The following is a 20,072-nucleotide window of genomic DNA, read 5'->3' as shown; positions in this document are numbered from 1 at the left end:
CACCAGCTTAGATCGGATAGTCCCACCTCAAGCAGCCTGAGCTTTTTGCCACTATCGCTTGGTAAACTTTACCGAACTGACATTGCCAATATCGTAAGTGCCGATGCTGACGATTATATAATATTTTGATATATCCTTAGATCGCCACCTTGGTCTCGACTCGGCGTTGTTGCCCAAACCTGTCTGGTCCAGACGGAACTTTTCACGTAACAGAGGCTCTGATCCCCCAAATCCCCTTCACGTCAGCATCATGGGCAAATCGCTTCACCCCGTCACCAACTGGTCTAAATATAACAAGTCTCTGATTGACCGTAGTTCTCTCGCTTTCTGGGTCGACGCAGACGCCATGGATAACTGGTTCCACCATGGACGGCGGGGACTCATCAGCTCTACACCGACCAGTCCATCTGCACCTTCCTGATGCTCAAGGGGATTTTCAGCCTTTCGCTGCGGGCTACCCAAGGGTTGCTCGACTCCCTGTTCGAGTTGATGGTAGTGCCGCTCTGCGCCTCTGACTACAGCTGTGTCAGCAAGCAGGCCTGCTCGGTGAAGGTGACCTATCGTCAGCCACCGAAAGGGAAGGTCACCGATCTGGTTATCGACTCGACCGGTCTGAAGGTGTTTGGTGAGGGCGAATGGAAAATTCGCAAGCATGGTAAAAAGAAGCGACAAGTGTGGCGCAAGTTGCATCTGGTGCTGGATCCCGTGACCCATCACATCGTGGCAGCCGAAGTTTCACTGGCCAATGTCCATGATGCCAAGGTATTGACGACTTTGCTCAAGCCGCAGCGCCGCGGTCTTGGTACGGTGTATGGGGATGGGGATGGGGATGGGGAAGTTGCGCCTAGGCTGTGTTCTTAAAATGCTGGTTTCTGCCCACCAATAGTTCCCGTAATTAACGAAGGCAGAAAGCCAGCTTGATGAAGGCTGCAAAACTTCCCGCCAGCTTTTCATATCTCGTTGAGGATCGGAAAAACTTCTTCAGCCATCCGAAGCTCCTCTCTACCATATTTCGCCTGCGATAACGTGCTTTGCCTAATACCAGTGGTCGGCCCTCATGGTGCCGCTGCTGGTCGCGGAGCTGCGGGATGACCGCTTTTATCCTTCTGCGCCGGAGCTCGGCTCGAAAAGCTCTGCTGCCATAGGCCTTATCTGCGGCAAGATGTGCTGGACAGGTGCGATATCGGCCTGATGACGTCGGTATCCTTGCCATGACCAACGCACTTGTCGCATATCTGATTTCCGCTGATTGCCCCGGCGAAAGGCAGAGCCCCAGCGGCAAACCATGGCTATCGGTGACCAAGTGGATTTTGCTGCCAAAACCGCCACGTGAGCGGCCAAGAGCTTGATTCACCGGAGTGTTTTTTACGCGCTCCGGCTGCATCTTTGGATGCCCTGACATTGGAGCCATCAAGACACCACAGGTCAACGTCGATAAGCCCTTCTTCATTGAGATGCAATTGCAGCGCTTCAAGGATGGCATCGATGCGGCCTGTACTCTGCCAACGTAGAAAGGTGGTGTAGACCGAACTCCATGGGCCGAAACGTTCTGGCAGATCTCGCCAAGGTGCACCGCTGTGGAGTATCCAGAGAATACCGTCGAGTACCTAGCGTGGTCACGAGTAGGGCATCCGCTGATGCGGTGATGTGGAAACAGGGGCTCGATAAATCCCCATTATGCATCGGTTAACTGATAGCGACAGGACACTGCATAGGTCATAAGCTGTTGAGAAAATGTGAGATTATATCTTCATCACTTTAAGAACACAGCCTAGTGGATTATCTTATGGACAATCTTGGTTCGCCTAGCCAAAAATAACTTAACTATATGTTTTAAAATGATTTTAAGGACCCCTTGAGGTGGCCGTCCATGCTACCCGCTCCTGAAGCTGCCGGACTGGCTATGATCAGTGAGCCACTGGAGAAAATGCCTACATCGCTGGAAGCGCTCAGCAATAAAACATCTACAAGATCCAGCCAGCAGCTCACTTTGCCGCTCGACTCCTGCACGCCCACTTTCTGTCGCAACGTAGCGAGCGTCCGACACGCTCTCAACCCGTGGTAGCGCCCATCGAGATTGGCCGCAACGAGCCGTGCCCCTGTAGCAACAGTAAGAAGTACAAGCAGTGCTGTTTACACTGACCAACAAAATAGATAGCAAGAGAGGGCCAATCGCCCTCTCTTGTTTTGGGTAACTTGAAGGAAGTCGTGGCAATGACCTGTCCAAAGGAGTGCTATCAAGGGGTAGGACAGCCAACACTGAATGGCATACTAAAAAATGTAGATACAAAAAAGCCCAACCGATTCAATCGATTGGGCTATATAAATGGCGGAGGAGGTGGGATTTGAACCCACGGATGGTCGCCCATCGCCGGTTTTCAAGACCGGTGCATTCAGCCGCTCTGCCACCCCTCCGCAGCAGTGCGCCGAATATTACCCATCGCGATCCTGCTTGTAAATCCCCGCCTCGTCTGTTTGCCGATTTATTCGGCTAAATGGCGCATAAAACCCGTAAAGTGGGCACAGGTCGTGCTTTTTCGGCCGGATAACTTGACTTGAAAACAGACTCACCCACTATAGTGGCCTCCACGATATTCCCAGCAAGTTGGACCTATGAGAATCAAACATGCCCTGATCGCTGCCTTGACTGGCGCGACCCTGCTTGCGGCGCCGCTGCAGGCGAGTGAGCTGACCAAGACGGATGTCGAGCAGATTGTGCGCGACTATCTGGTCAAGAACCCGGAAATACTGGTCGAGATGTCCAACGCCCTGCGCGCCAAGCAGGAGAGTCAGCAGTCCGCCAACGACAAGTCGCTGATCGAGGCTCATGCCAAGCAGCTCTATTCCAACAAGGATCCCGAGAGCGGCAATCCCAAGGGCACCCTGACCGTGGTCGAGTTCTTCGACTACAACTGCGGCTACTGCAAGCGCGCCCACCCGCTCATCCAGCAACTGCTCGGCGAAGACAAGGAGATCCGCTACATCTACAAGCAGTTCCCCATCCTGAGTGAGACCTCCTACTACGCCGCCCGCGCGGCGCTGGCGGTGCAGCTCGGCCAGCCCGACAAGTATCAGGCCTTCCACGACAAGCTTTACGCCCATCAGGGCCCGCTGTCCGACGAAGCTCAGGTGAAAGCCGTCGCCAAGGCCGCCGGGGTAGACTGGAGCAAGGTCGAGGCGAAGATCAAGGATGGCAGCATCGATCAGAACCTGGGTACCAACCGCGCCCTGGCCGAAGCCATGAGCATCTCGGGCACCCCGGCCTTCATCATCGGCGACCAGATCCTGCGCGGTGCCCCCCGCGATCTGGCGAGCCTGCAGGCCATCGTCAAGGACGTGCGCGCGGGCAAGAGCATTCAGTAATTCTGCCCCGCCCCCATAAAAAACGCCCCGATTTATCGGGGCGTTTTTATTCATGCTGCAAACCACCAAGCCTGATGGACCGTCGCGAGAAGCGGTCAGCAAGGCGAAGAGCAGCGCAGGGACCGGAGTTTATATGAATAAATGAGGTTCCCGAGCAGCGCATGACCCTTGATCACGGCTTCGCAGCAGGACCATAACCGCTCGGGTTCTGGCTTTGCCAGCGCCAGGTGTCCACCATCATCTGCTCCAGCCCGCGCACCGCCTGCCAGCCCAGCTCGTCACGCGCCAGAGTGGGTTCGGCCCAGCATTCGGCGATGTCGCCGGGGCGGCGGGGCTTGATCTGATAAGGGATGGGGCGACCGCTGGCCGCCTCGAACGCACGGATCATCTCCAGCACTGAGTAACCCTGACCGGTGCCCAGGTTGTAGGTGAACACCCCGGTGTCGTTCTTGATGCGGGCCAGCGCCTTCAGGTGACCGATGGCAAGATCCACCACGTGGATGTAGTCGCGCACCCCGGTGCCATCCGACGTCGGGTAGTCGTCGCCAAACACCCCCAGCTCCTTGAGCTTGCCCACCCCGACCTGGCTGATATACGGCAGCAGGTTGTTGGGAATGCCGTTGGGATCTTCGCCAATGAGGCCGCTCTCGTGGGCGCCGACCGGGTTGAAGTAGCGCAGCAGCACGATGGCCCAGCGCGGATCGGATGTGGACAGATCCCGCAGGATCTCTTCGACCATCAGCTTGGAGCGACCGTAAGGATTGGTGGCGCCGGTGGGGAAATCTTCCCGCAGCGGCACCGAGGCCGGATCCCCGTAGACGGTGGCGGAGGAGCTGAACACCAGCCGGAACACCCCGGCTTTGGCCATCTCCTCACACAGCACCAGGGTGCCGGTCACGTTGTTCTGGTAGTAGGTGAGTGGGATCTGACCAGACTCTCCCACCGCTTTCAACCCGGCGAAGTGAATGACTGACGCGATCCGGTGCTCGGCGAACAGCGCCTGCAAGCAACCACGGTCGAGGATGTCGCCCTCGACGAAGGTGACGGCCTTACCGGTGATCCGCTCGACCCGCTTGAGGGACTCGGGGGATGAGTTGGAAAGGTTGTCCAGCACCACCACCTGCTGCCCCTCGTGGAGCAGCTCGACCAGGGTGTGGGAGCCGATATAACCGGCGCCGCCCGTGACCAGTATTGTCATTTTTTATCCCGTCTTCTATTGAAACTGGGCCAAGTGTACCCGCCCGGTTGCAGCGGGAGAAGACTGAGCTCCTCATGGCGCCATCAATAGTCGAGGCTGAGGTCCCCCTTGGCGGTGCAGGAGCAGGCCAGCGCCACCCCGCTCTCGAGATCCTGCGCGCTCAGCGTCATCACGCTCTGGCGCTCAATCTCGCCGCTAGTCGTGCAACGACAGGAGCCGCACACCCCGGCGCGGCAGGCGGCCATCACGGTCTCCCCCGCCCCTTCCAGCGCGGCCAGCAGGGTCTGCCCCGGCAGTATCTTCACCTTCTTGCCGCTCTTCTTGAGGGTCAGCCAGAAATGGTCACCTCCTGCGGCAACCGGTGCCGCAGGAGGCAGACCGAACGACTCCTGATGCAGTTGCGCAGGCGGCAGCCCCAGCTCCGCCAGCATGGCGCAGACGGCGGTCATATAAGGTGCCGGCCCGCACAGGTAGACATGGCGGCTAGCTAAGTCCGGCGCCAGCTCCTTGAGCATGTCCGGGCTGAGTCGACCCAGCCAGGGGTGAGCGGCCGGCGCCTGTTCCAGCACCAACGCATGGCGCACGCCGGGGTGGGCCTCGGCCAGGGCAGCCAGCTCCCCTGCGAAGATCACATCCTCGGGGGAGCGGGCGCTGTGAATGAAGCGAATATCCGCATCGGGTCGCTTGGCGAGCTCATCCCGCAGCATGGCCCACATGGGGGTGATGCCGGAACCCGCGCTCAGTAGCAATGGCAACTCGCAGGGGATCGCCGTCAGATTGAAGTCGCCGAAGGGACCGTCGGCCCGGATCTCGTCCCCTACCTGCAGGCTCTGGTGCAGGTGATGGGAAACCAATCCCACATCCTTGATGGTGACCTGCCAGCAGGCATCCTGCGGGCTGGAGGAGAGGGTATAGGCACGGCACTGGGGCTGACCGTCGATGTGGGTGTGCAGGGTCACGCACTGGCCCGCCAGCACGGGAGGCAGGCTGCCCGTCGAGGCGACAAACTGCCAGCTCACCACATCGTGGGTATCCGCCCGGCGCGCGACGCATCTGAGAGTAAGAGAGGTTGAGCTCATCACTAGGCTCCTCTATCTGAAAGTAAAAGGTTTGATGAACAGCCTTGTTCGAAAAAAAGGCGAGCCAATCGGCTCGCCAAAGGCTTACAACATTCTGAATTCACAGGGCCGGGCAAGCCGACCCCTTGCGTCGATCAGGCCGCCAGGATCTCGGCCAGATCCGCTTCGGCACTGGTGGTGCCCTTGAGGCCGAACTGCTCCTCCAGCACCTTGAGCAGGGCCGGGGTCAGGAAAGCCGGTGCGGTCGGGCCGGTACGGATGTCCTTCACGCCCAGCGCCAGCAGGGTGAGCAGGATGACGATGGCTTTTTGCTCGAACCAGGAGAGCACCAGGGTCAGCGGCAGATCGTTGACGCCGCACTCGAACGCCTCGGACAGCGCCAGCGCGAGCTGGATGGCGGAATAGGCATCGTTGCACTGCCCCACGTCCAGCAGGCGGGGAATGCCGCCGATGTCGCCGAAGTCGAGCTTGTTGAACTTGTACTTGCCGCAGCCCAGGGTCAGCAGCAGGCTGTCCTGCGGGATCGCCTTGGCGAATTCGGTGTAGTAGGCGCGCTCGGCGCGGTCGCCGTCACAGCCCCCCACCAGGAAGAAGTGGCTGATCTCGCCGGCCTTGACCTTGTCGATCACGGCAGGAGCGGCCTGCATCAGGGCGTTGCGGGCAAAGCCGATGGTGATAAAGTGCTCCAACTCCTCATGTTGGAACCCCTCCAGCGCCTGCGCCTTGGCCACCACGGCAGAGAAATCTTCCCCTTCCAGGTGGGTGACTCCCGGCCAGCCGACGATGGAGCGGGTGAAGATGCGATCGCTGTAGTCGCCCACGTTCGGGTCGATGATGCAGTTGGAGGTCATCACCACGGCGCCGGGGAAGTTCGCGAATTCCTTCTGCTGGTTCTGCCAGGCGGAGCCGTAGTTGCCCACCAGGTGCGGATACTGCTTGAAGAAGGGGTAGGCCAGGGCGGGCAGCATCTCGCCGTGGGTGTAAACGTTGATGCCGGTGTCTGCGGTCTGCTCCAGGATGAGCTTGAGATCCACCATGTCGTGGCCGGAGACCAGGATGCACTTGCCCGGTATCGGGGTGACGCGCGCCTGGGTCGGCTCCGGATGGCCGAAGGCGGTGGTTTCACCGAGGTCCAGCATCTCCATGATCTTGAAGTTCAGCAGGCCGATGTCCATGGCGCACTTGAACAGCGGATCCAGATCGCTCGGATCCGTGCCCAGCCAGCTCATGATGCGGTGGAATTCGGCAGCCACCTCGCGGTCTTGCTGATCCAGCACCCGGGCGTGTTCCATGTAGGCGGCGGCACCCTTGAGACCGTAGAGGCAGAGCAGACGCAGCCCCATGATGTCTTCGTTGACCTCATGCTTGCCGCGGTTGACCGCGGTTTGCGGCGCATTGGCCAGCTGGGCCAGCAGCTCGTCACCGGGTTCGAAACCGGCGGCGGCGGGCAAACCGTTGATCTGTACCGCCAGCTCGGCCAGACGAGCGGCGAGGTGGCGACGATGAGCCAGCGCCTGATTGACGTAGGCGACGATGCGATCGGAGTCGAAGTTGACGTTGGTGAGGGTGGCGAAGAACGCCTTGGGGACGAAGGCATCGATCTCGTCATCGACGATACCGTGCTCGCGGGCGGCCAACGCCCAGGCGCTGAGGCCTTGCAGCGTATAAATCAGCACATCCTGCAGATCCGAGGTTTCAGCCGTCTTGCCGCACATGCCTTGTGCATAAGCACAGCCATTGCCTGCCGGGGTACGAATTGTCTGTTCACATTGCACACAAAACATCATGCCTCTCCTAATTGGACATTTCAGTTACTTGTTTTGTGGCGATTCTATTCCCCCCGTTGGGAACTTAATAGGTATTCAATTTACCAATTAAGTATTCATTGATGCAGATCAAAAACAAAAAAGCCGCCCAAACAGGGCGGCAAAGGGGTAGATATAGGGGAAAGACGACTCGGGCCTGCAACAATATTCGATAACCCAAGGGGTCGGATCGAGGCTTGAGGACACAGCCCCGACCTTTTCTATCAGGCCAGGTAGGCCCGCAGCATCCAGACCAGTTTCTCCTGCTGCTGCACGTAGTCGGAGAGGATGGAGGCCGTGCCTTCATCACCGGCCTCGGCGGCCTGCCCCAGGATGCGGCGCTGGGCCACCAGCAGCTCGCGGAAGCTCTCCAGCAGTGACTCGACACAGGCGCGGCCGTCATGCAGCCCCTTCTGCTCGGGGATGGCAGAGACTTTCAGGTAGTCGCTGAAGCTGTGCATGGGCACCCCGTCCAGGGTGAGGATGCGCTCGGCCAGCGCATCGACCTTGAGCAGCAGATCGTTGTAGATCTCCTCGAACTTCAGGTGCAGCTCGAAGAACTGGTTGCCGCGGATGTTCCAGTGGAAGCCGCGCACGTTCATGTAGAGGATCTGGTAGCTGGCCAGCAACTTGTTCAGCTCGGCGGCCAGGGCTTGTGATTGAACGGTATCAAGACCGATGGGGCTCTTCATCATTCACCTCCAGGTGGGAAACAAAACGGGTATGGGGCAAGAATACCCCCACACAGACTCAAAGGACAATTGTTTGTGCCTTACCCATCGATAGTGAATGACTATCAAACTGTCTCCTTTCCCACTTCTGGCTATAGGAAAGGGCTGACTGCAGATGCCTGACAGCATGCGATCCACCACTGACGGGTGGTGCGAGGCGGCAATCGGCAACATGCATACCAGGGCGGCGTGCTAGCTCCAGCCCCTGTGCCAGCGAGCGGGATCCTCCAGCTCATGCCAATTCAGCTCCTGCTCCTGCAGGGTATTGATCTCCTGCATCACCACTCCGGTCAGCTGCCCTCGGGCATCTCGCTGGCAGGCAACCACCAGATAGAAGTGCTCACTCGGCGCGTGCTGACCCTCTCTGGTCCACTTGGAAAACAGCAGCGTATCGGTCGACAAGGTGCTCATCTTGGCTCACCCTCCAGCTTGACCATTACCCACAGGCACAGGGGTAACACCACATCCGGTTCAGCCGCGGCGCCGAACCCAATGCCCCATACAAGTGTACTGCTTCCATGGCCATCTTCCCCCTCACTCAGCCCCCAGCCTGCCACGAAGGCTGCGCATGAGGCGCCCGAGCAGCGGCAAGGGTTCATAGAGCAGGCTGCCGAGATCGAAGTAGTCGCGCTGCAGGCTCACCTTGCCCCAGGAGTTGAACTGCAAGCGAGTGGCACCCTCGATCCGCACCGGTCTGGCGAGCCAGGGATGGGCGCAGATCATGATCCAGCCGAGCCAGGCCTCATTGCCTTGCTGCTGCTGGCTCACCAGTTCGAAGCGGCGGTACTCCAGCCGCCGATACAGGGAGGCGAGATGCTGATGGAGCGCGGCCAGCCCTTCGACCCGGCACACCGGATCCGTGAAGATCACCTGCTCGGCGTAGATCTCCGGTAACCGGTGCAACTGTTGTCTGTCCAACTGCAGATAGAGGACCATGAAGCGGGCAAGGGGCTCGTCCATCCTATTTTCTCTCCAATTCCTGGAACATCTCGATGGCCCTCAGCCGTGCCTTGGCATGATCCACCATGGGTGCGGGATAATCCCCTAGTCCCTGCTGAGACAGCCACTCGTGAGGCTGATGCAGCCGGGCGGCAGGCACCTCCCGCAGCTCGGTCACCCAGATACGGATGAAGTCCCCATCCGGATCGAAACGCTGGCCCTGGGTGGTGGGATTGAACACCCGAAAATAGGGTGCGGCGTCGGCCCCGGTCCCCGCCGCCCACTGCCAGCCACCGTTGTTGGCCGCCAGATCGCCGTCCACCAGCTGGCTCATGAAGTAATCCTCCCCCAACCGCCAGTGCAGATGCAGATCCTTGGTCAAAAAGCTCGCCACTATCATCCGCAATCGGTTGTGCATCCAGCCGGTGGCATTGAGGCAGCGCATGGCCGCATCGACGATGGGATAACCGGTGCGCCCCTCGCACCAGGCCGCGAAAGCCACCGGATCCCAGCTCCAGGGCAGGGCACGGGTCTCGGCCTTGAACGGCAGGTTCATGGAGAGGGTCGGCACCAGCATCAGCAGGTGACGGTAAAACTCACGCCAAATGAGTTCGTTGAGCCAGACAAACCCGGGCTGAGCCTTCGACTGGGGTCGGTAACCGAGCCGCTGTTGCAAGGCTGCCACGCACTGACGCGGGCTGATGAGCCCCGCAGCAAGGTAAGGCGAGAGGGTCGAGGTGCCGGCCTGCGCCGGAAAATCCCGGGTCTCCCCATAGTTCAGCACAGCCTGCTCCAGAAAGCCGTGCAGCCGCCGCTGTGCCTCGGCCTCCCCCACCGGCCAGTGCGGATCCGGGCTTCCATCCCAAAGTTCGGGTTCGGCCAGGCCCGTCTTGCAGAGCGGTTGCCATGGCAGCGGCGCCCCTCTCGGTGCAGGGGCACGGTGGATGACGAAGCCATCCTCCTCCAGAGCCTTCAACCAGGCCCGACTGAAGGGGGTGAACACCTTGAACATCTCTCTGGCACCGGTCAGCACCCGCCCTGGAGGCAGCACGCAGCAGCCGTTGAACCAGTGGCAGGAGATATCCAACTCGCGCAGGCGCTCGCTCACCGCCCCATCCCGCCGCTGCTCGTCCAGCTCGATGGCCTGATTGGCGTAGAGCTGGCGCACCCCGAGCCGGATCGCCAGGGTCTGGATCGCATCAGGCACCTCGGCAAAGCGCTCCACCCGCAGCAGGTGCAGGCGAATGCCGAGCGCCGCCAGCGCTTTACCCAGCTCATCGACCTGGGCCAGCAGGAAGCGCTGCCTGATGGGCGCCATCTTGTGCAACCGCCACTGGGCGGGGGAGATGACGAACAGGGCCGCGACCTCGCCTCTCTCACCCTCTACATCGGCGCAAGCATGGCGCAGGGCCGGATTGTCGGCGAGGCGCAGATCGCTTCGAAACCAGACGAGTTTCATGCTTCCTCGCCCTCCGGTGCAGGCGTGCCCTCAAGCCACGGTTGACCGGCCAGCGCGGCCGCCAGGGTCGGTGACCAGGCGTGTTCCACCAGCCAGGCCGGCTCATAGAGACTACCCAGCGGGCCGAACAGCCGGACCGAGGCGAGCCAGCGCTCCGCCAGTTCCCCCTTGCAAAGTCCCGCTCCCAGCAATACCAACCAATCAGCCGGCACCCGTCCCCCTAGCAGTGCGGCGCCCTTTGGCTCGCAAGGGCCGACCAGATGTACCTCGTAGCCCTGGTTGACGAGCTCATAGGCGCACCAGAGCAGGTCCAGCGGGCCGACCTGACCCCAGCTCGCGAGGCAGAGGGGGATCCCCTTCTCCTGCCCGATGAGGTGGCGGCCGAAATGGACCTGCAGCCAGCTCAGCCAGAAGCGTTGCAGCAGCTCTCCATCGGGCCGTTCGCGCCACAGGCCGAGCAGCTGATCCTGCAAGGGTTGCAATACGCGGCGACGAACCAGCTCGAACGGATAGCTGGTGAGCAGATCCTGTAGCAGGGCCTCGGCCTTGCGCTGATTGAAGGCCAGCATGGCCTCGCCACACTGCGCCAGGCTCTGTTGCCAATGATCGCTGGCAAGGGGGCTGTCTGGCTCGCTCAGCAGCCCCTTGACCTGACCGATGCTCACCCCTCGCTCAAGCCAGCTCAGGATCTCGCCGATCTGCCGAATATCCTGCTCGCTGTAGAGCCTGTGCCCCTTCTCGGTACGGGCCGGTTGCACCAGGCCATGGCGTCGCTGCCAGGCGCGCAGGGTAACGGCATTGACGCCGGTCAGGCGTGACACTTCGCGGATGGGGTAGACCCCGGAATGACTAACTTTTTGTTGCATGGAGAATCCATCTGATCAGAGAGAGTGCCGTCACGTTCGCCTTCCTGGCGCCGATCGCACGGTCATGGAAAGAGTCGCCCTTGCTCACAGTCCATACCTGAGTCTGAGCGTTTCGGGGTGGGGATTGAGATAGACCTGCTCGGCCAGATAGGCATTGGGATGCTCGCGCAAATGGTGGCGCAGCAGGGTCAGGGGGACCAGCAGCGGAAAGATGCCGGTGCGGTACTTGTCGATGGCTTCGGTCAGTTCCTGCTTCTGGGACGGGGTCAGCACCCGTTTGAAGTAACCCTGCAGGTGCATCAGCACATTGGTGTGGCTGCGCCGATTGGCACGCAAGGCCAACGCCGCCATCAGGCCCTGGATGTAGCGATCGGCCACCTCTTGCAGCCTGGCCTTGCCCAGATTGCCGAGCAAGCTGCCGAGCGCCCGGTAGTGACCGGTGGCGTGAGAAAGCACCAGATACTTGTAGCGGGAGTGAAATGCGATCAGCCCGGCGGCGCTGAGCCCCCGGGCGAGCAGTTGCTGCCAGTCGTGATAGGCGAACACCCGCAGCACGAAGTTCTCCCGCAGCACGGGATCGCACAGGCGGCCATCCTCCTCCACCGGCAACAAGGGGTTGGCCGCCATCAGCGCCCTGGCAAACAGCCCTACCCCCTCCTTGGCACCGCCCTCACCGCCCGCCTCCTTGCTACCGGCAGAATAGACCCGCACCCGCTCCATGCCACAGCTGGGAGACTTGGCGCAGAGGATGTAACCGGAGAGAAAGTCGAGGCGGCTGGCCTGCTGCTCGCTGAAGGCGATCAGCTTTTCCGTCACGTCGAAGCTGCCGTTGCTGGCCTCGGCGCGGATCTCCCCCTCGCGCCTGACCAGACGAATGGCGGCACGCGGAGATCCCAGACCGATGGCCATCTCGGGACAGACGGGGTGGTAGTCAAAGTGAGCGCCAAGATCCCGTTCGCAGAAACTGGAGCGCTTGTGGCCTCCGTCGAAGCGCACCTTCTGACCGAGCAGACAGGCGCTGATCCCTACCCTTATCTTGTACATGATTACACCCCATGTATAACTATTGATTCAGTTATAGCAGTTGTACAAGATTAGTAAAGGTGTACAAGATTTAGCGACGGATCAGGCCAACACGAAAAAACCCATGGTCGAGACCATGGGCAAAGAGACGACGACAGGAAGGAGAGATTAGAAGCTGTACTTCACACCCAGGCTGGAGATGGAACCCTGTTGCAGGTCCCACTTGCGGTAGGTGTAGTCGGCGGTCAGGGCCAGGTTCTGGCTGACCTTGTAGGCGGCACCCACCTTGAAATCGTGCATGTCGTCAGTCATGTTGGCGTAGCGATAGCCGGTGGAGAGTTCCATCACGCCCAGGTCGTAGCGCAGACCCACCTCACCGTACAGGCTGCCGCTCTGCTTGCGGGTGATGTTGTCCCAGCCGGAGTCGTTCACGTTGTTGGCCAGTTCACGCTCCATGCTGTAGCCCATCAGGCCGGCTTCACCATACAGATTCAGGCCGGTGCTGAGGGGAGTGAACACCCCCATCCCCAGGTTGGAGATGGCCATGCTGTCGTTGCCGCTGTTGCGGGAGGTGTATTCGGAGCCGAGGCGACCGTAGTAATTGGAACCGAAGCTCTTGGACAAGTCCAGGCTCAGACCACCGAAGTCACGGTTGTTGCTGTCTTTGCCACCGACGAAGTCGGAATTGGTGTGCGCCCAGGTAGCGGCGCCCTTGGCGTAGCTGAAGGCGTCCTGCGCCATGACGGAGGTAGAAGAGAGACCGGCCAGAACCAGAACAGACAGTGCGACTTTTTGCATTTGGTTGACTCCATTGGTTGAGCTAGCGGGGCGCTAACTGGTATGGGGTCATTGTGACGGGCAAAGGGCGGGGAGCCGAGCGGCAAGCTGTTTCGAAACCATTGCAGATGTAAGCAAATATTGCTGGCGATTACCGGGTTAACAATTGAACAGGCAAACGGGCCCGGCGGCCCGTTTGCCGAGACTCAGCGAAACTCGACTTCGTCTATCTGTACCCGCACCAGCGGCTGACCGCTCAGGCCAGCGGGACGAGCCAGCTCGATGGCGCGGGAGGGACGCTGCTCCCCCTTGCGCAGATAGGAGTCGGGCAGCCGGTTTTCCCCGACCCAGAAGTGCACCTCCTGGCTCGACAACTGTGTCCCCTCGGCGCTGAACAGGGTGACAGTGCCGTTCACCCGCACCGCGTTGCGGCTGCCGGTGTTGCTCAGCATGAACTCCAACTGCAGCGGATCTTCACCCTCGATCCGGTTCAGCTTGACGGTGATGCCGTCACGCACCGCCTGGGAGAGCAGATCAGGATTCGCCCGGGCTTGCTCGGTCAGCACAGGCGCCACTGCGGCCCCCGCCACCGTCGCCTCGGCCGTGGTCGCCGGCTTGATCAGCAGATATTCCCAGGTGAAGTCATCGTTGAGTTGAACCTGGCGCCCATCCGGCAGGGCAACCTGAGTCAAAGGGGCGGCCTGGGCCAGCAGAGGGGAGAGACAGAGGGCGACCAGCAGTCGGGACAGGGGCTTCATAGGCTAGTGACTCGATAGGGATGCAAAGGAGGGCCAGTATAGAGAGTCGGATCGCCCTTGCCTATGACCCGACTCACGTTCCGACCCTCTTCAGCTGCCCACCGCCTGGGGATCCTCCGCCGCCACCATGTCCAGGGTGACCAGATCGAACTGGGAACTCTGCAGTATCTCGAGTATGGCGGTCTGCATATCGAACACCCGCGCCCGCAGCCGCTGGGGGATCCGCACTCGCGCCAGGGTCGTCGCCCTGTCCGCCAGGGTGTGGAAGTAGACGAGCGCCTCATCCAGCCCCATGTCGGAGAGCATCTGCTCGGCCATGTCCACCATTCGCAGATGGTGGCCATCCAGAGACTCCGGCTCGGAGAAGCGCCGGCTCAGGCAGACCTCTCCCCCCTTGCCCCAGAGATCCAGCCGCCGCTTGTTGAAGCCGTAGCGAAAATCCCGGCTGGTCATGCCCTGCTCGGCATAGAGCCAGAGCGTGTTAGGGGGCAGGCTATGGAAACGGCGCAGATACTCCCGCATCTCCTCGACGGAGGCCGACATCAGGATCGGTGGACCCTCTTCATGACGGTCAAGCCGCTGGCAGAGGTAACGCACCGGGTCCTTGACGTCGGCGAGATGGCCAAGATGCACGCTGAAGATCATCTCGTCGCTCTTGATCACCTGATGGGCGATGCCGTAATGCTGGCAATAACGCTTGGCCCTGGCCACCGCCTTGCGGCTGAGAGTCGGGTTATCCAGGGTGATGGCACTGAACCGCACCCCGCTGGCCCGGCACAGATCCATGCTGTAGCAGGACTCCAGTCGCCCCGAGAAGGTGACGATCAGCTCGTCATAGCCAGACAGGATCTCGATGAGCTGCTGCTCCCGATCCTGAAAGCTCTGATCGTACCCTCTGTTCAGTACAACGACATTGGCATCCATAGCATGGGCCCCGATAATGAATTGGCTGCCATTCTGCTGGCAAAAGACTGAATATACACTGAAACGAACGGCATAAATCAGTGCTTTATTTAAACAAAGACGCTAACGGCACTGTCCATGGCCTGGTATGGATCCCATGGTGACGCCACACCGCCCGGCTCAGGCGGGCAACAACCCCGACTCGATCAGCTGCCGCCGACACTGCGCCGCGTCGATGAACACCATGCCCCCGATCCCCAGCGCCTCGGCGGCCGCGACGTTGGCCGGGCTGTCGTCGATAAACAGGCACTCTTCCGCCTTGAGACTGAATGATACCAACAGGTAGCGGTAGATATCGGGCTCCGGCTTCATCATCCGCACTCGCGCCGACACCACCTTGCCGCTGAAGAAGCGCCAGAACGACTGGTGTTGCTCCAGCCAGTCGATACTGGCATGGCCCATGTTGGAGAGCGCGTAAAGGGCGTGGCCGGCACCGTGCAGTTGCTCGATCAGCGCCAGCATGGCGGGATCCGGTACCAGCGAGGCGGGCACGGCGTCGAGGATCGCGAGGTTCTGCGCCGCAGACAAACCGGTGCGTGCCTCGGCCTGGCGCGCCATGGCGTGCAGGGAGAGGGTGCCCCTGTCCACCTCCAGCCAGTCTGGGTGATTGAACAGCCGTTCCGCCAATTCCTCGGCCCTCGCCGGCCCCATCACCGAGCTCACTATGGCCACCGGATCCCAGCTCACCACCACCCGTCCCAGATCGAAGATAATCGCCATCGTTTCACTCTCCTGCTGTCCAAATCCAGGTCTCGATGGCGCCGATCCTGCACCGGATCGCCCCATCGCCTCGTGCAAATACCCTGCCTCCAACCAGACGCCCGGGCAAGTTTTACTTGCATCGAACGCCTAAATCCCTTAATGGTTATGACGTTACCTCAAGGACAACCCCATGCACGCACCGTTCTTCTTTGTTTTCTCGTTTATCCGGCCCACATGAGGGAAGGCCCTGTCGTCGCATGAACAGAAAGCAAAGACGAATCGAGCCTCCCCTAGCGGAGGCTTTTTTTTGCACTCACCACCACAGACAAGTTGGATAGGGAATCACAATGGCAACGCTCGACGAGATCAGACACGACATTACCCAGTTGGATCAGGAGCTGCTCGCCCTGCTGGCCAAACGCAAGACCCTCAGCATCGAGGTCGCCCGGGCCAAGCAGGCCAACCCGCGTCCCATCCGCGACACCCAGCGTGAGCAGGATCTGCTGGTCGCCCTGATCCAGAAGGGCCGTCTGCTCGGGCTCGATGCCCAGTACATCACCCGCCTCTACCACACCATCATCGAAGACTCGGTGCTCTCCCAGCAGGCCTATCTGCAGAGCCTGCTCAACCCGGAGCAGCAGGAGCCCATGACCAGCGTCGCCTATCTGGGCCCGCGCGGCTCTTACTCCAGTCTGGCGGCGCGCAAGTACCTGGCTCGCTACAAGGATCAGGTGATCGAGGTGAACTGCCAGAATTTCCGCGAGGTACTGGATTCGGTGGAATCGGGCCGTGCCGCCTTCGGAGTCTTGCCCATCGAGAACACCAGCTCGGGCTCCATCAACGAGGTGTACGACGTGATGCAGCACACCACCCTCTCCATCGTCGGTGAGCTGACCTACCCCATCGAGCACTGCATCCTCACCGCGGTGCCGACCGAACTCACCCGCATCAAGACCTTCTACGCCCATCCGCAGGTGTTCCAGCAGTGCTCCCACTACCTGAGCAAACTGGAAGGCGCCCGCCACGAGATCTGCGACTCCTCCTCCAGCGCCATGATGAAGGTCAAGGAGCTGGCGAGCCCGGAGGCGGCAGCCATCGGCAGCGCGGCGGGTGGCGAGCTCTATGGGCTGGATGTGCTGGCCGAGCAGCTCGCGAACCAGAAAGAGAACTACAGCCGCTTCATCGTGGTGGCCCGCAAACCCATCGACGTGGCGCCGCAGATCCCGGCCAAGACGACCCTCATCATGTCCACCTCCCAGCGTCCCGGCTCCCTGGTCGAGGCGCTGCTGGTGCTGCGCAGCCACGACATCAACATGACCAAGCTGGAATCCCGGCCGGTGCAGGGCAACCCCTGGGAGGAGATGTTCTATCTGGATGTTTCCGCCAACCTGCAGACCCCCGACATGCAGGCCGCCCTGCTGGAGCTGACCAAGATCACCCGCTACGTCAAGGTGCTGGGCTGCTACCCGAGCGAAGACGTCAAGCCCACCACGGTGCCGCCGGTGCTGATGGGTAAATAGGCCGCCCCGACCGCAAGAGGCGAGCATCCTGCTCGCCTCTTTTTTTCTCTCCCTGACCCCGCCCGTCCCCTCCCCCACAGCCATCCCCCTCGACTGCACGTTTAATCAAATTGAACGACAGGCACCGAGCATTCACTTTATTGATACGCGCCAGGCCGCCAGCGAGACCCTTTTTCCAGACTTATGGGGCGACAATACCCCTGCTACACCCGGCAGATCCGGATCCCGGGCAACAAAAAGGCGAGCCCCTGGCTCGCCTTGTTCACACGGGTGCCGGCGGCCCCTAGAACTGGCCCGCCATCAGCTGGTTGAGGTGATAGAGGTTGCGGGTATCGAGTTCGAGCTCGGTGGCATAGGTGTTGCCACGGGGATAGGTTGCCACCACCCGGGCGCCACGCACCATGCCGGCCACCGACACATCCAGGGTGTTGGCGGTCTGGGTCAGGTCCTTGTAGCTGCTGCGGCCGCTCACCTGCTGGCCGTTGAGCTGTTCTGCCAGCTCCCGGTAGGCATCCATCTTGGAGGCGCGAATGGCCTGCAGCATCTTCTCCGACTGGGACGGCCCCGGCTGGATGTCGATCACCGCGTAGCCGACCGCCTTGAGCACCGGGAAATCATCCGGTTTGCCCCCGCCGTCGTAATTCACGACTCTATTCCCGCTGCAGGCAGTCAATAGCATCGCCATCAGGAAACCCAGTAGAATCTTCATCTGTTGCTCCTTGTCAGGGGGTCAGGTTGACCAGATGGCCGGACGGGCTCTGGCCGCCCCGCATCAGGTAACCCCGGTTGACGGATGCCCGGCCAAACGAATTGCTGGCGCCGGACAGATATTGTTGCGGGATCAGGCTCTGGGCCGTGGTCTCCACCATCTTGGTGCGCAGATCGATGATGCGGGCGTTGACCAGGATCCCCTGCGAGTTGCGACTGAAGGTGCCGGTCAGGATGCGGGAAATGGGCAGACGGGCCGAGAGATCCCGGTAGTTGCGGCTCATCACGAAGTCACCACCGGGAGTCACCTGAATGCTACCCGTGGTCTTGAAGTCCACCACCACTTCCCCGCGCCGGTTGAGCTCATAGATGAAGCTCTCCTCGATCTGCAGCCCCATCCAGTTGGTGTCCTTGAGGGTATCGAGATCGACGAAGGAGGCGACGGCGATGGGCTCGGCCAGGGTGGTGAGGGATTTGCGCTCCATCAGCTGATCGGTCATGCGCGCCACCAGCCAGTTGAGCTCCATCCCCTTCGCCGCCTGACGAGGATCCCCTTGATCCCGGTTGATGGGATCGGCGGCCCCGCAGCCGGCCAACGCCAGCGCGAGAGCCAGCGCCGTGATAAATCTGTTCATGGATACCTTTCCTGTATCTACACCTGACTTGTTATCGGTCGAAACAGCCAACACTTGAGGCGGGAATGCAGGAAGGATCTCGCAGTCGTTCATCCGCAGGCAGGGCGGCGAGACAACACAGACTGCCACTCACCAGGCTTGCGGCAAGACAGGATCCTGCCTGCCGGGCAGGCCGGACGGGATCCGCCGCGACGATCCCCAGCTCCGGACACGCCGGTGGTCAGGAATGAGGCATGGATCTTGCTTTTATTTGCAGCAAAAGTGCAAACCGGCAAGTGTTCATGCTCAGTCCCGGCCCTGGCCGTCGTCTCGACAGCCGGCCGCCGGTGTCTGCTTATTCAAGGTGTCTGTTATGAAAGTTGTGCTGCTGTTAACCCTGCTGCTGGCCAGCCTGTCGGCCCGGGCCGAGCTCATCGAGGCCCAGGGCAGCGCCGCCATTCTGGACGGCGATGAAGCCTATGCTCGCGAGCAGGCGACCCGGGATGCCCTGCGCCAAGCCCTGCTGGCGAGCGGCGCGGCCGTCTCCAGCATCCAGCGTCTGGAGAACGGCAGCCTGCGCTCCGAGCAGATCCAGATCCGCTCGGGGGGCGACATCCGCCAGTACCGGCTCAAGCGGGAGGAGGTGCGCAACGGCCGCATGTACATCACGGTGCAGGCCGATATCCTGGCACAGCGCCAGATCTGCCAGACCCAGCAGTACGCCAAGGATTTGACGCTGGTTCGGCTGCGGATGCGTTACCCGGATCAGGCCAGCACCGGTGCCCTCGACGACATGCCGGCCGATCTCTCCCGTCGTCTGTTCGAAACCCTGGTGGGCGCGCCACAAGGGGTGCTCGCCCGCCAGTGGCTGGATGAGAACCTGCGCATCGATCCGCTCCATCTGCAGCAGGGAGACCGCAGCGTCCTTGAGGAGATCAAGGCCCTCAGCCTGCGCACCGACAGCCAGTATCTGGTGCTCGGCAGCATCGACGATCTCTCCCTCGAGCCTCAGGGCAACCAGCTGACCAGCTGGTACCGGGACCCCATCCGCAATTTCCGCATGCAGCTCTACCTGTTCGACGGCATCAACGGCAGCCTGCTCGGCCGCAAGGAGTATCAGGGCCGCGCCAACTGGACCTTCTCCAAGCGGGAGCAGGTCGGCAGCAGCAGCGGCCAGTTCTGGCAGTCGAGTTACGGCCAGGAGGTGAACTACCAGTTGCAAGAGGCGGCGCAGGACATCATCGCCGAGCTGACTTGTGCCCAGGTCACCGCCCGCATCGTCGGCCAGCACGAGCACGGCCCTCATATCAATTTGGGACGGCGTAACGGCGTCAAACTCGGGGATCAGTTCCGCATTCAGCACAGCGCCGACTTCGTCGATCCTTATGGCAAGTCCCGCGTGATGCGCAACCCGGCCGATGGCCTGTTCGAGGTGGTGCAGGTGTTCGAGGATGGCGCCGTCATCAGCAGTCAGAACAAATATTCGCCGTTTAACGTCCAAGTCGGTGATTTGGCCGTATTGGAATAGGAATCAAGGGTTTAAAAGGCGGTGGCTTCTTGTATAATG

At 60.9% G+C, this 20,072-nt stretch carries 20 protein-coding genes, 1 tRNA gene, 1 pseudogene and 1 other annotated feature; of the genes and pseudogenes, 4 read left to right on the top strand and 18 right to left on the bottom strand.

The window, feature by feature from the left end:
* Positions 1–250: 250 nt before the first annotated feature.
* Positions 251–852, top strand: a pseudogene (locus ACZ9IL_RS01045) (IS5 family transposase); the annotation flags it as partial.
* A gap of 43 nt (positions 853–895) precedes the next feature.
* Here the strand turns inward: ACZ9IL_RS01045 and ACZ9IL_RS01040 are convergent.
* The 3 genes from ACZ9IL_RS01040 to ACZ9IL_RS01030 form a co-directional block, all read right to left on the bottom strand.
* Positions 896–1,384 (bottom strand): IS5 family transposase, encoded by a 489-nt coding sequence (locus ACZ9IL_RS01040; RefSeq protein ID WP_476001821.1) that lies wholly within the window; start codon positions 1,382–1,384, stop codon positions 896–898.
* Complete coding sequence (locus ACZ9IL_RS01035; protein ID WP_476005286.1) at positions 1,290–1,556, bottom strand: hypothetical protein; 267 nt, start codon at positions 1,554–1,556, stop codon at positions 1,290–1,292. The genes ACZ9IL_RS01040 and ACZ9IL_RS01035 overlap by 95 nt, the downstream gene beginning before the upstream one ends.
* A gap of 771 nt (positions 1,557–2,327) precedes the next feature.
* A tRNA-Ser gene (locus ACZ9IL_RS01030) sits at positions 2,328–2,415 on the bottom strand.
* A 198-nt stretch (positions 2,416–2,613) separates the two neighbouring features.
* On the opposite strand from ACZ9IL_RS01030, the gene ACZ9IL_RS01025 reads away from it, so the two are divergent.
* Positions 2,614–3,363: a DsbA family protein gene (locus tag ACZ9IL_RS01025; protein WP_476001820.1), complete on the top strand. Its 750-nt coding sequence runs from the start codon at positions 2,614–2,616 to the stop codon at positions 3,361–3,363.
* Between the two features lie 172 nt (positions 3,364–3,535).
* On the opposite strand, the gene galE is transcribed toward ACZ9IL_RS01025, so the two are convergent.
* The 13 genes from galE to ACZ9IL_RS00960 all read right to left on the bottom strand — a co-directional run bounded on the left by galE (position 3,536) and on the right by ACZ9IL_RS00960 (position 15,681).
* On the bottom strand, positions 3,536–4,561 hold the full coding sequence (gene galE / locus ACZ9IL_RS01020) for a UDP-glucose 4-epimerase GalE (RefSeq protein WP_476001819.1): 1,026 nt from the start codon (positions 4,559–4,561) through the stop codon (positions 3,536–3,538).
* An 83-nt stretch (positions 4,562–4,644) separates the two neighbouring features.
* The gene (locus tag ACZ9IL_RS01015; protein ID WP_476001818.1) at positions 4,645–5,640 is read right to left on the bottom strand and encodes an FAD-binding oxidoreductase; all 996 of its coding nucleotides are present in this window, start codon (positions 5,638–5,640) and stop codon (positions 4,645–4,647) included.
* A 134-nt stretch (positions 5,641–5,774) separates the two neighbouring features.
* A complete protein-coding gene (hcp, locus tag ACZ9IL_RS01010; RefSeq protein WP_476005285.1) occupies positions 5,775–7,424 on the bottom strand; it encodes a hydroxylamine reductase in 1,650 nt (549 codons plus the stop codon).
* Positions 7,425–7,669: 245 nt separating this feature from the next.
* Entirely contained in the window at positions 7,670–8,137 is a 468-nt protein-coding gene (locus tag ACZ9IL_RS01005) for a Dps family protein (RefSeq protein ID WP_021140949.1), read from the bottom strand.
* Positions 8,138–8,368: 231 nt separating this feature from the next.
* The gene (locus tag ACZ9IL_RS01000; RefSeq protein ID WP_476001817.1) at positions 8,369–8,587 is read right to left on the bottom strand and encodes a TIGR02450 family Trp-rich protein; all 219 of its coding nucleotides are present in this window, start codon (positions 8,585–8,587) and stop codon (positions 8,369–8,371) included.
* A 123-nt stretch (positions 8,588–8,710) separates the two neighbouring features.
* A complete protein-coding gene (locus ACZ9IL_RS00995) occupies positions 8,711–9,136 on the bottom strand; it encodes a nuclear transport factor 2 family protein (RefSeq protein WP_476001816.1) in 426 nt (141 codons plus the stop codon).
* Position 9,137: 1 nt separating this feature from the next.
* Positions 9,138–10,574, bottom strand: a complete 1,437-nt coding sequence (gene phrB / locus ACZ9IL_RS00990; protein ID WP_476001815.1) for a deoxyribodipyrimidine photo-lyase — start codon at positions 10,572–10,574, stop codon at positions 9,138–9,140.
* Positions 10,571–11,440, bottom strand: a complete 870-nt coding sequence (locus ACZ9IL_RS00985; protein WP_476001814.1) for a MerR family transcriptional regulator — start codon at positions 11,438–11,440, stop codon at positions 10,571–10,573. The genes phrB and ACZ9IL_RS00985 overlap by 4 nt, the downstream gene beginning before the upstream one ends.
* 84 nt (positions 11,441–11,524) lie before the next feature.
* Positions 11,525–12,484 (bottom strand): YbgA family protein, encoded by a 960-nt coding sequence (locus ACZ9IL_RS00980; protein ID WP_476001813.1) that lies wholly within the window; start codon positions 12,482–12,484, stop codon positions 11,525–11,527.
* Between the two features lie 147 nt (positions 12,485–12,631).
* Positions 12,632–13,261 carry an outer membrane beta-barrel protein gene (locus ACZ9IL_RS00975; protein WP_476001812.1) on the bottom strand — a complete coding sequence of 210 codons (630 nt, stop codon included), beginning with the start codon at positions 13,259–13,261 and terminating at the stop codon, positions 12,632–12,634.
* A gap of 185 nt (positions 13,262–13,446) precedes the next feature.
* Complete coding sequence (locus ACZ9IL_RS00970) at positions 13,447–13,998, bottom strand: DUF3157 family protein (protein ID WP_476001811.1); 552 nt, start codon at positions 13,996–13,998, stop codon at positions 13,447–13,449.
* 90 nt (positions 13,999–14,088) lie between these two features.
* On the bottom strand, positions 14,089–14,922 hold the full coding sequence (locus ACZ9IL_RS00965) for an adenine nucleotide alpha hydrolase family protein (protein WP_476001810.1): 834 nt from the start codon (positions 14,920–14,922) through the stop codon (positions 14,089–14,091).
* 159 nt (positions 14,923–15,081) lie between these two features.
* A complete protein-coding gene (locus tag ACZ9IL_RS00960; RefSeq protein ID WP_476001809.1) occupies positions 15,082–15,681 on the bottom strand; it encodes an HAD family hydrolase in 600 nt (199 codons plus the stop codon).
* A gap of 168 nt (positions 15,682–15,849) precedes the next feature.
* Positions 15,850–15,972 (top strand) — a sequence feature (Phe leader region).
* Positions 15,973–16,010: 38 nt separating this feature from the next.
* Between ACZ9IL_RS00960 and pheA the strand changes: the two genes are divergently transcribed.
* Positions 16,011–17,183: a prephenate dehydratase gene (gene pheA, locus ACZ9IL_RS00955; protein WP_476001808.1), complete on the top strand. Its 1,173-nt coding sequence runs from the start codon at positions 16,011–16,013 to the stop codon at positions 17,181–17,183.
* Between the two features lie 283 nt (positions 17,184–17,466).
* On the opposite strand, the gene ACZ9IL_RS00950 is transcribed toward pheA, so the two are convergent.
* Positions 17,467–17,892, bottom strand: a complete 426-nt coding sequence (locus ACZ9IL_RS00950; protein ID WP_476001807.1) for an LPP20 family lipoprotein — start codon at positions 17,890–17,892, stop codon at positions 17,467–17,469.
* 13 nt (positions 17,893–17,905) lie between these two features.
* A complete protein-coding gene (locus tag ACZ9IL_RS00945; RefSeq protein ID WP_476001806.1) occupies positions 17,906–18,526 on the bottom strand; it encodes a FlgO family outer membrane protein in 621 nt (206 codons plus the stop codon).
* A 352-nt stretch (positions 18,527–18,878) separates the two neighbouring features.
* Here ACZ9IL_RS00945 and ACZ9IL_RS00940 point away from each other — a divergent pair, with 352 nt between their 5' ends.
* Positions 18,879–20,033: a flagellar assembly protein FlgT gene (locus ACZ9IL_RS00940; protein WP_476001805.1), complete on the top strand. Its 1,155-nt coding sequence runs from the start codon at positions 18,879–18,881 to the stop codon at positions 20,031–20,033.
* The last annotated feature ends 39 nt before the right edge of the window (positions 20,034–20,072 follow it).

This window comes from Aeromonas sp. TECH754 (assembly GCF_056279295.1).
Note: the sequence above shows the minus strand (reverse complement) of the source record. Positions and strands in the feature narration are given on the sequence as shown.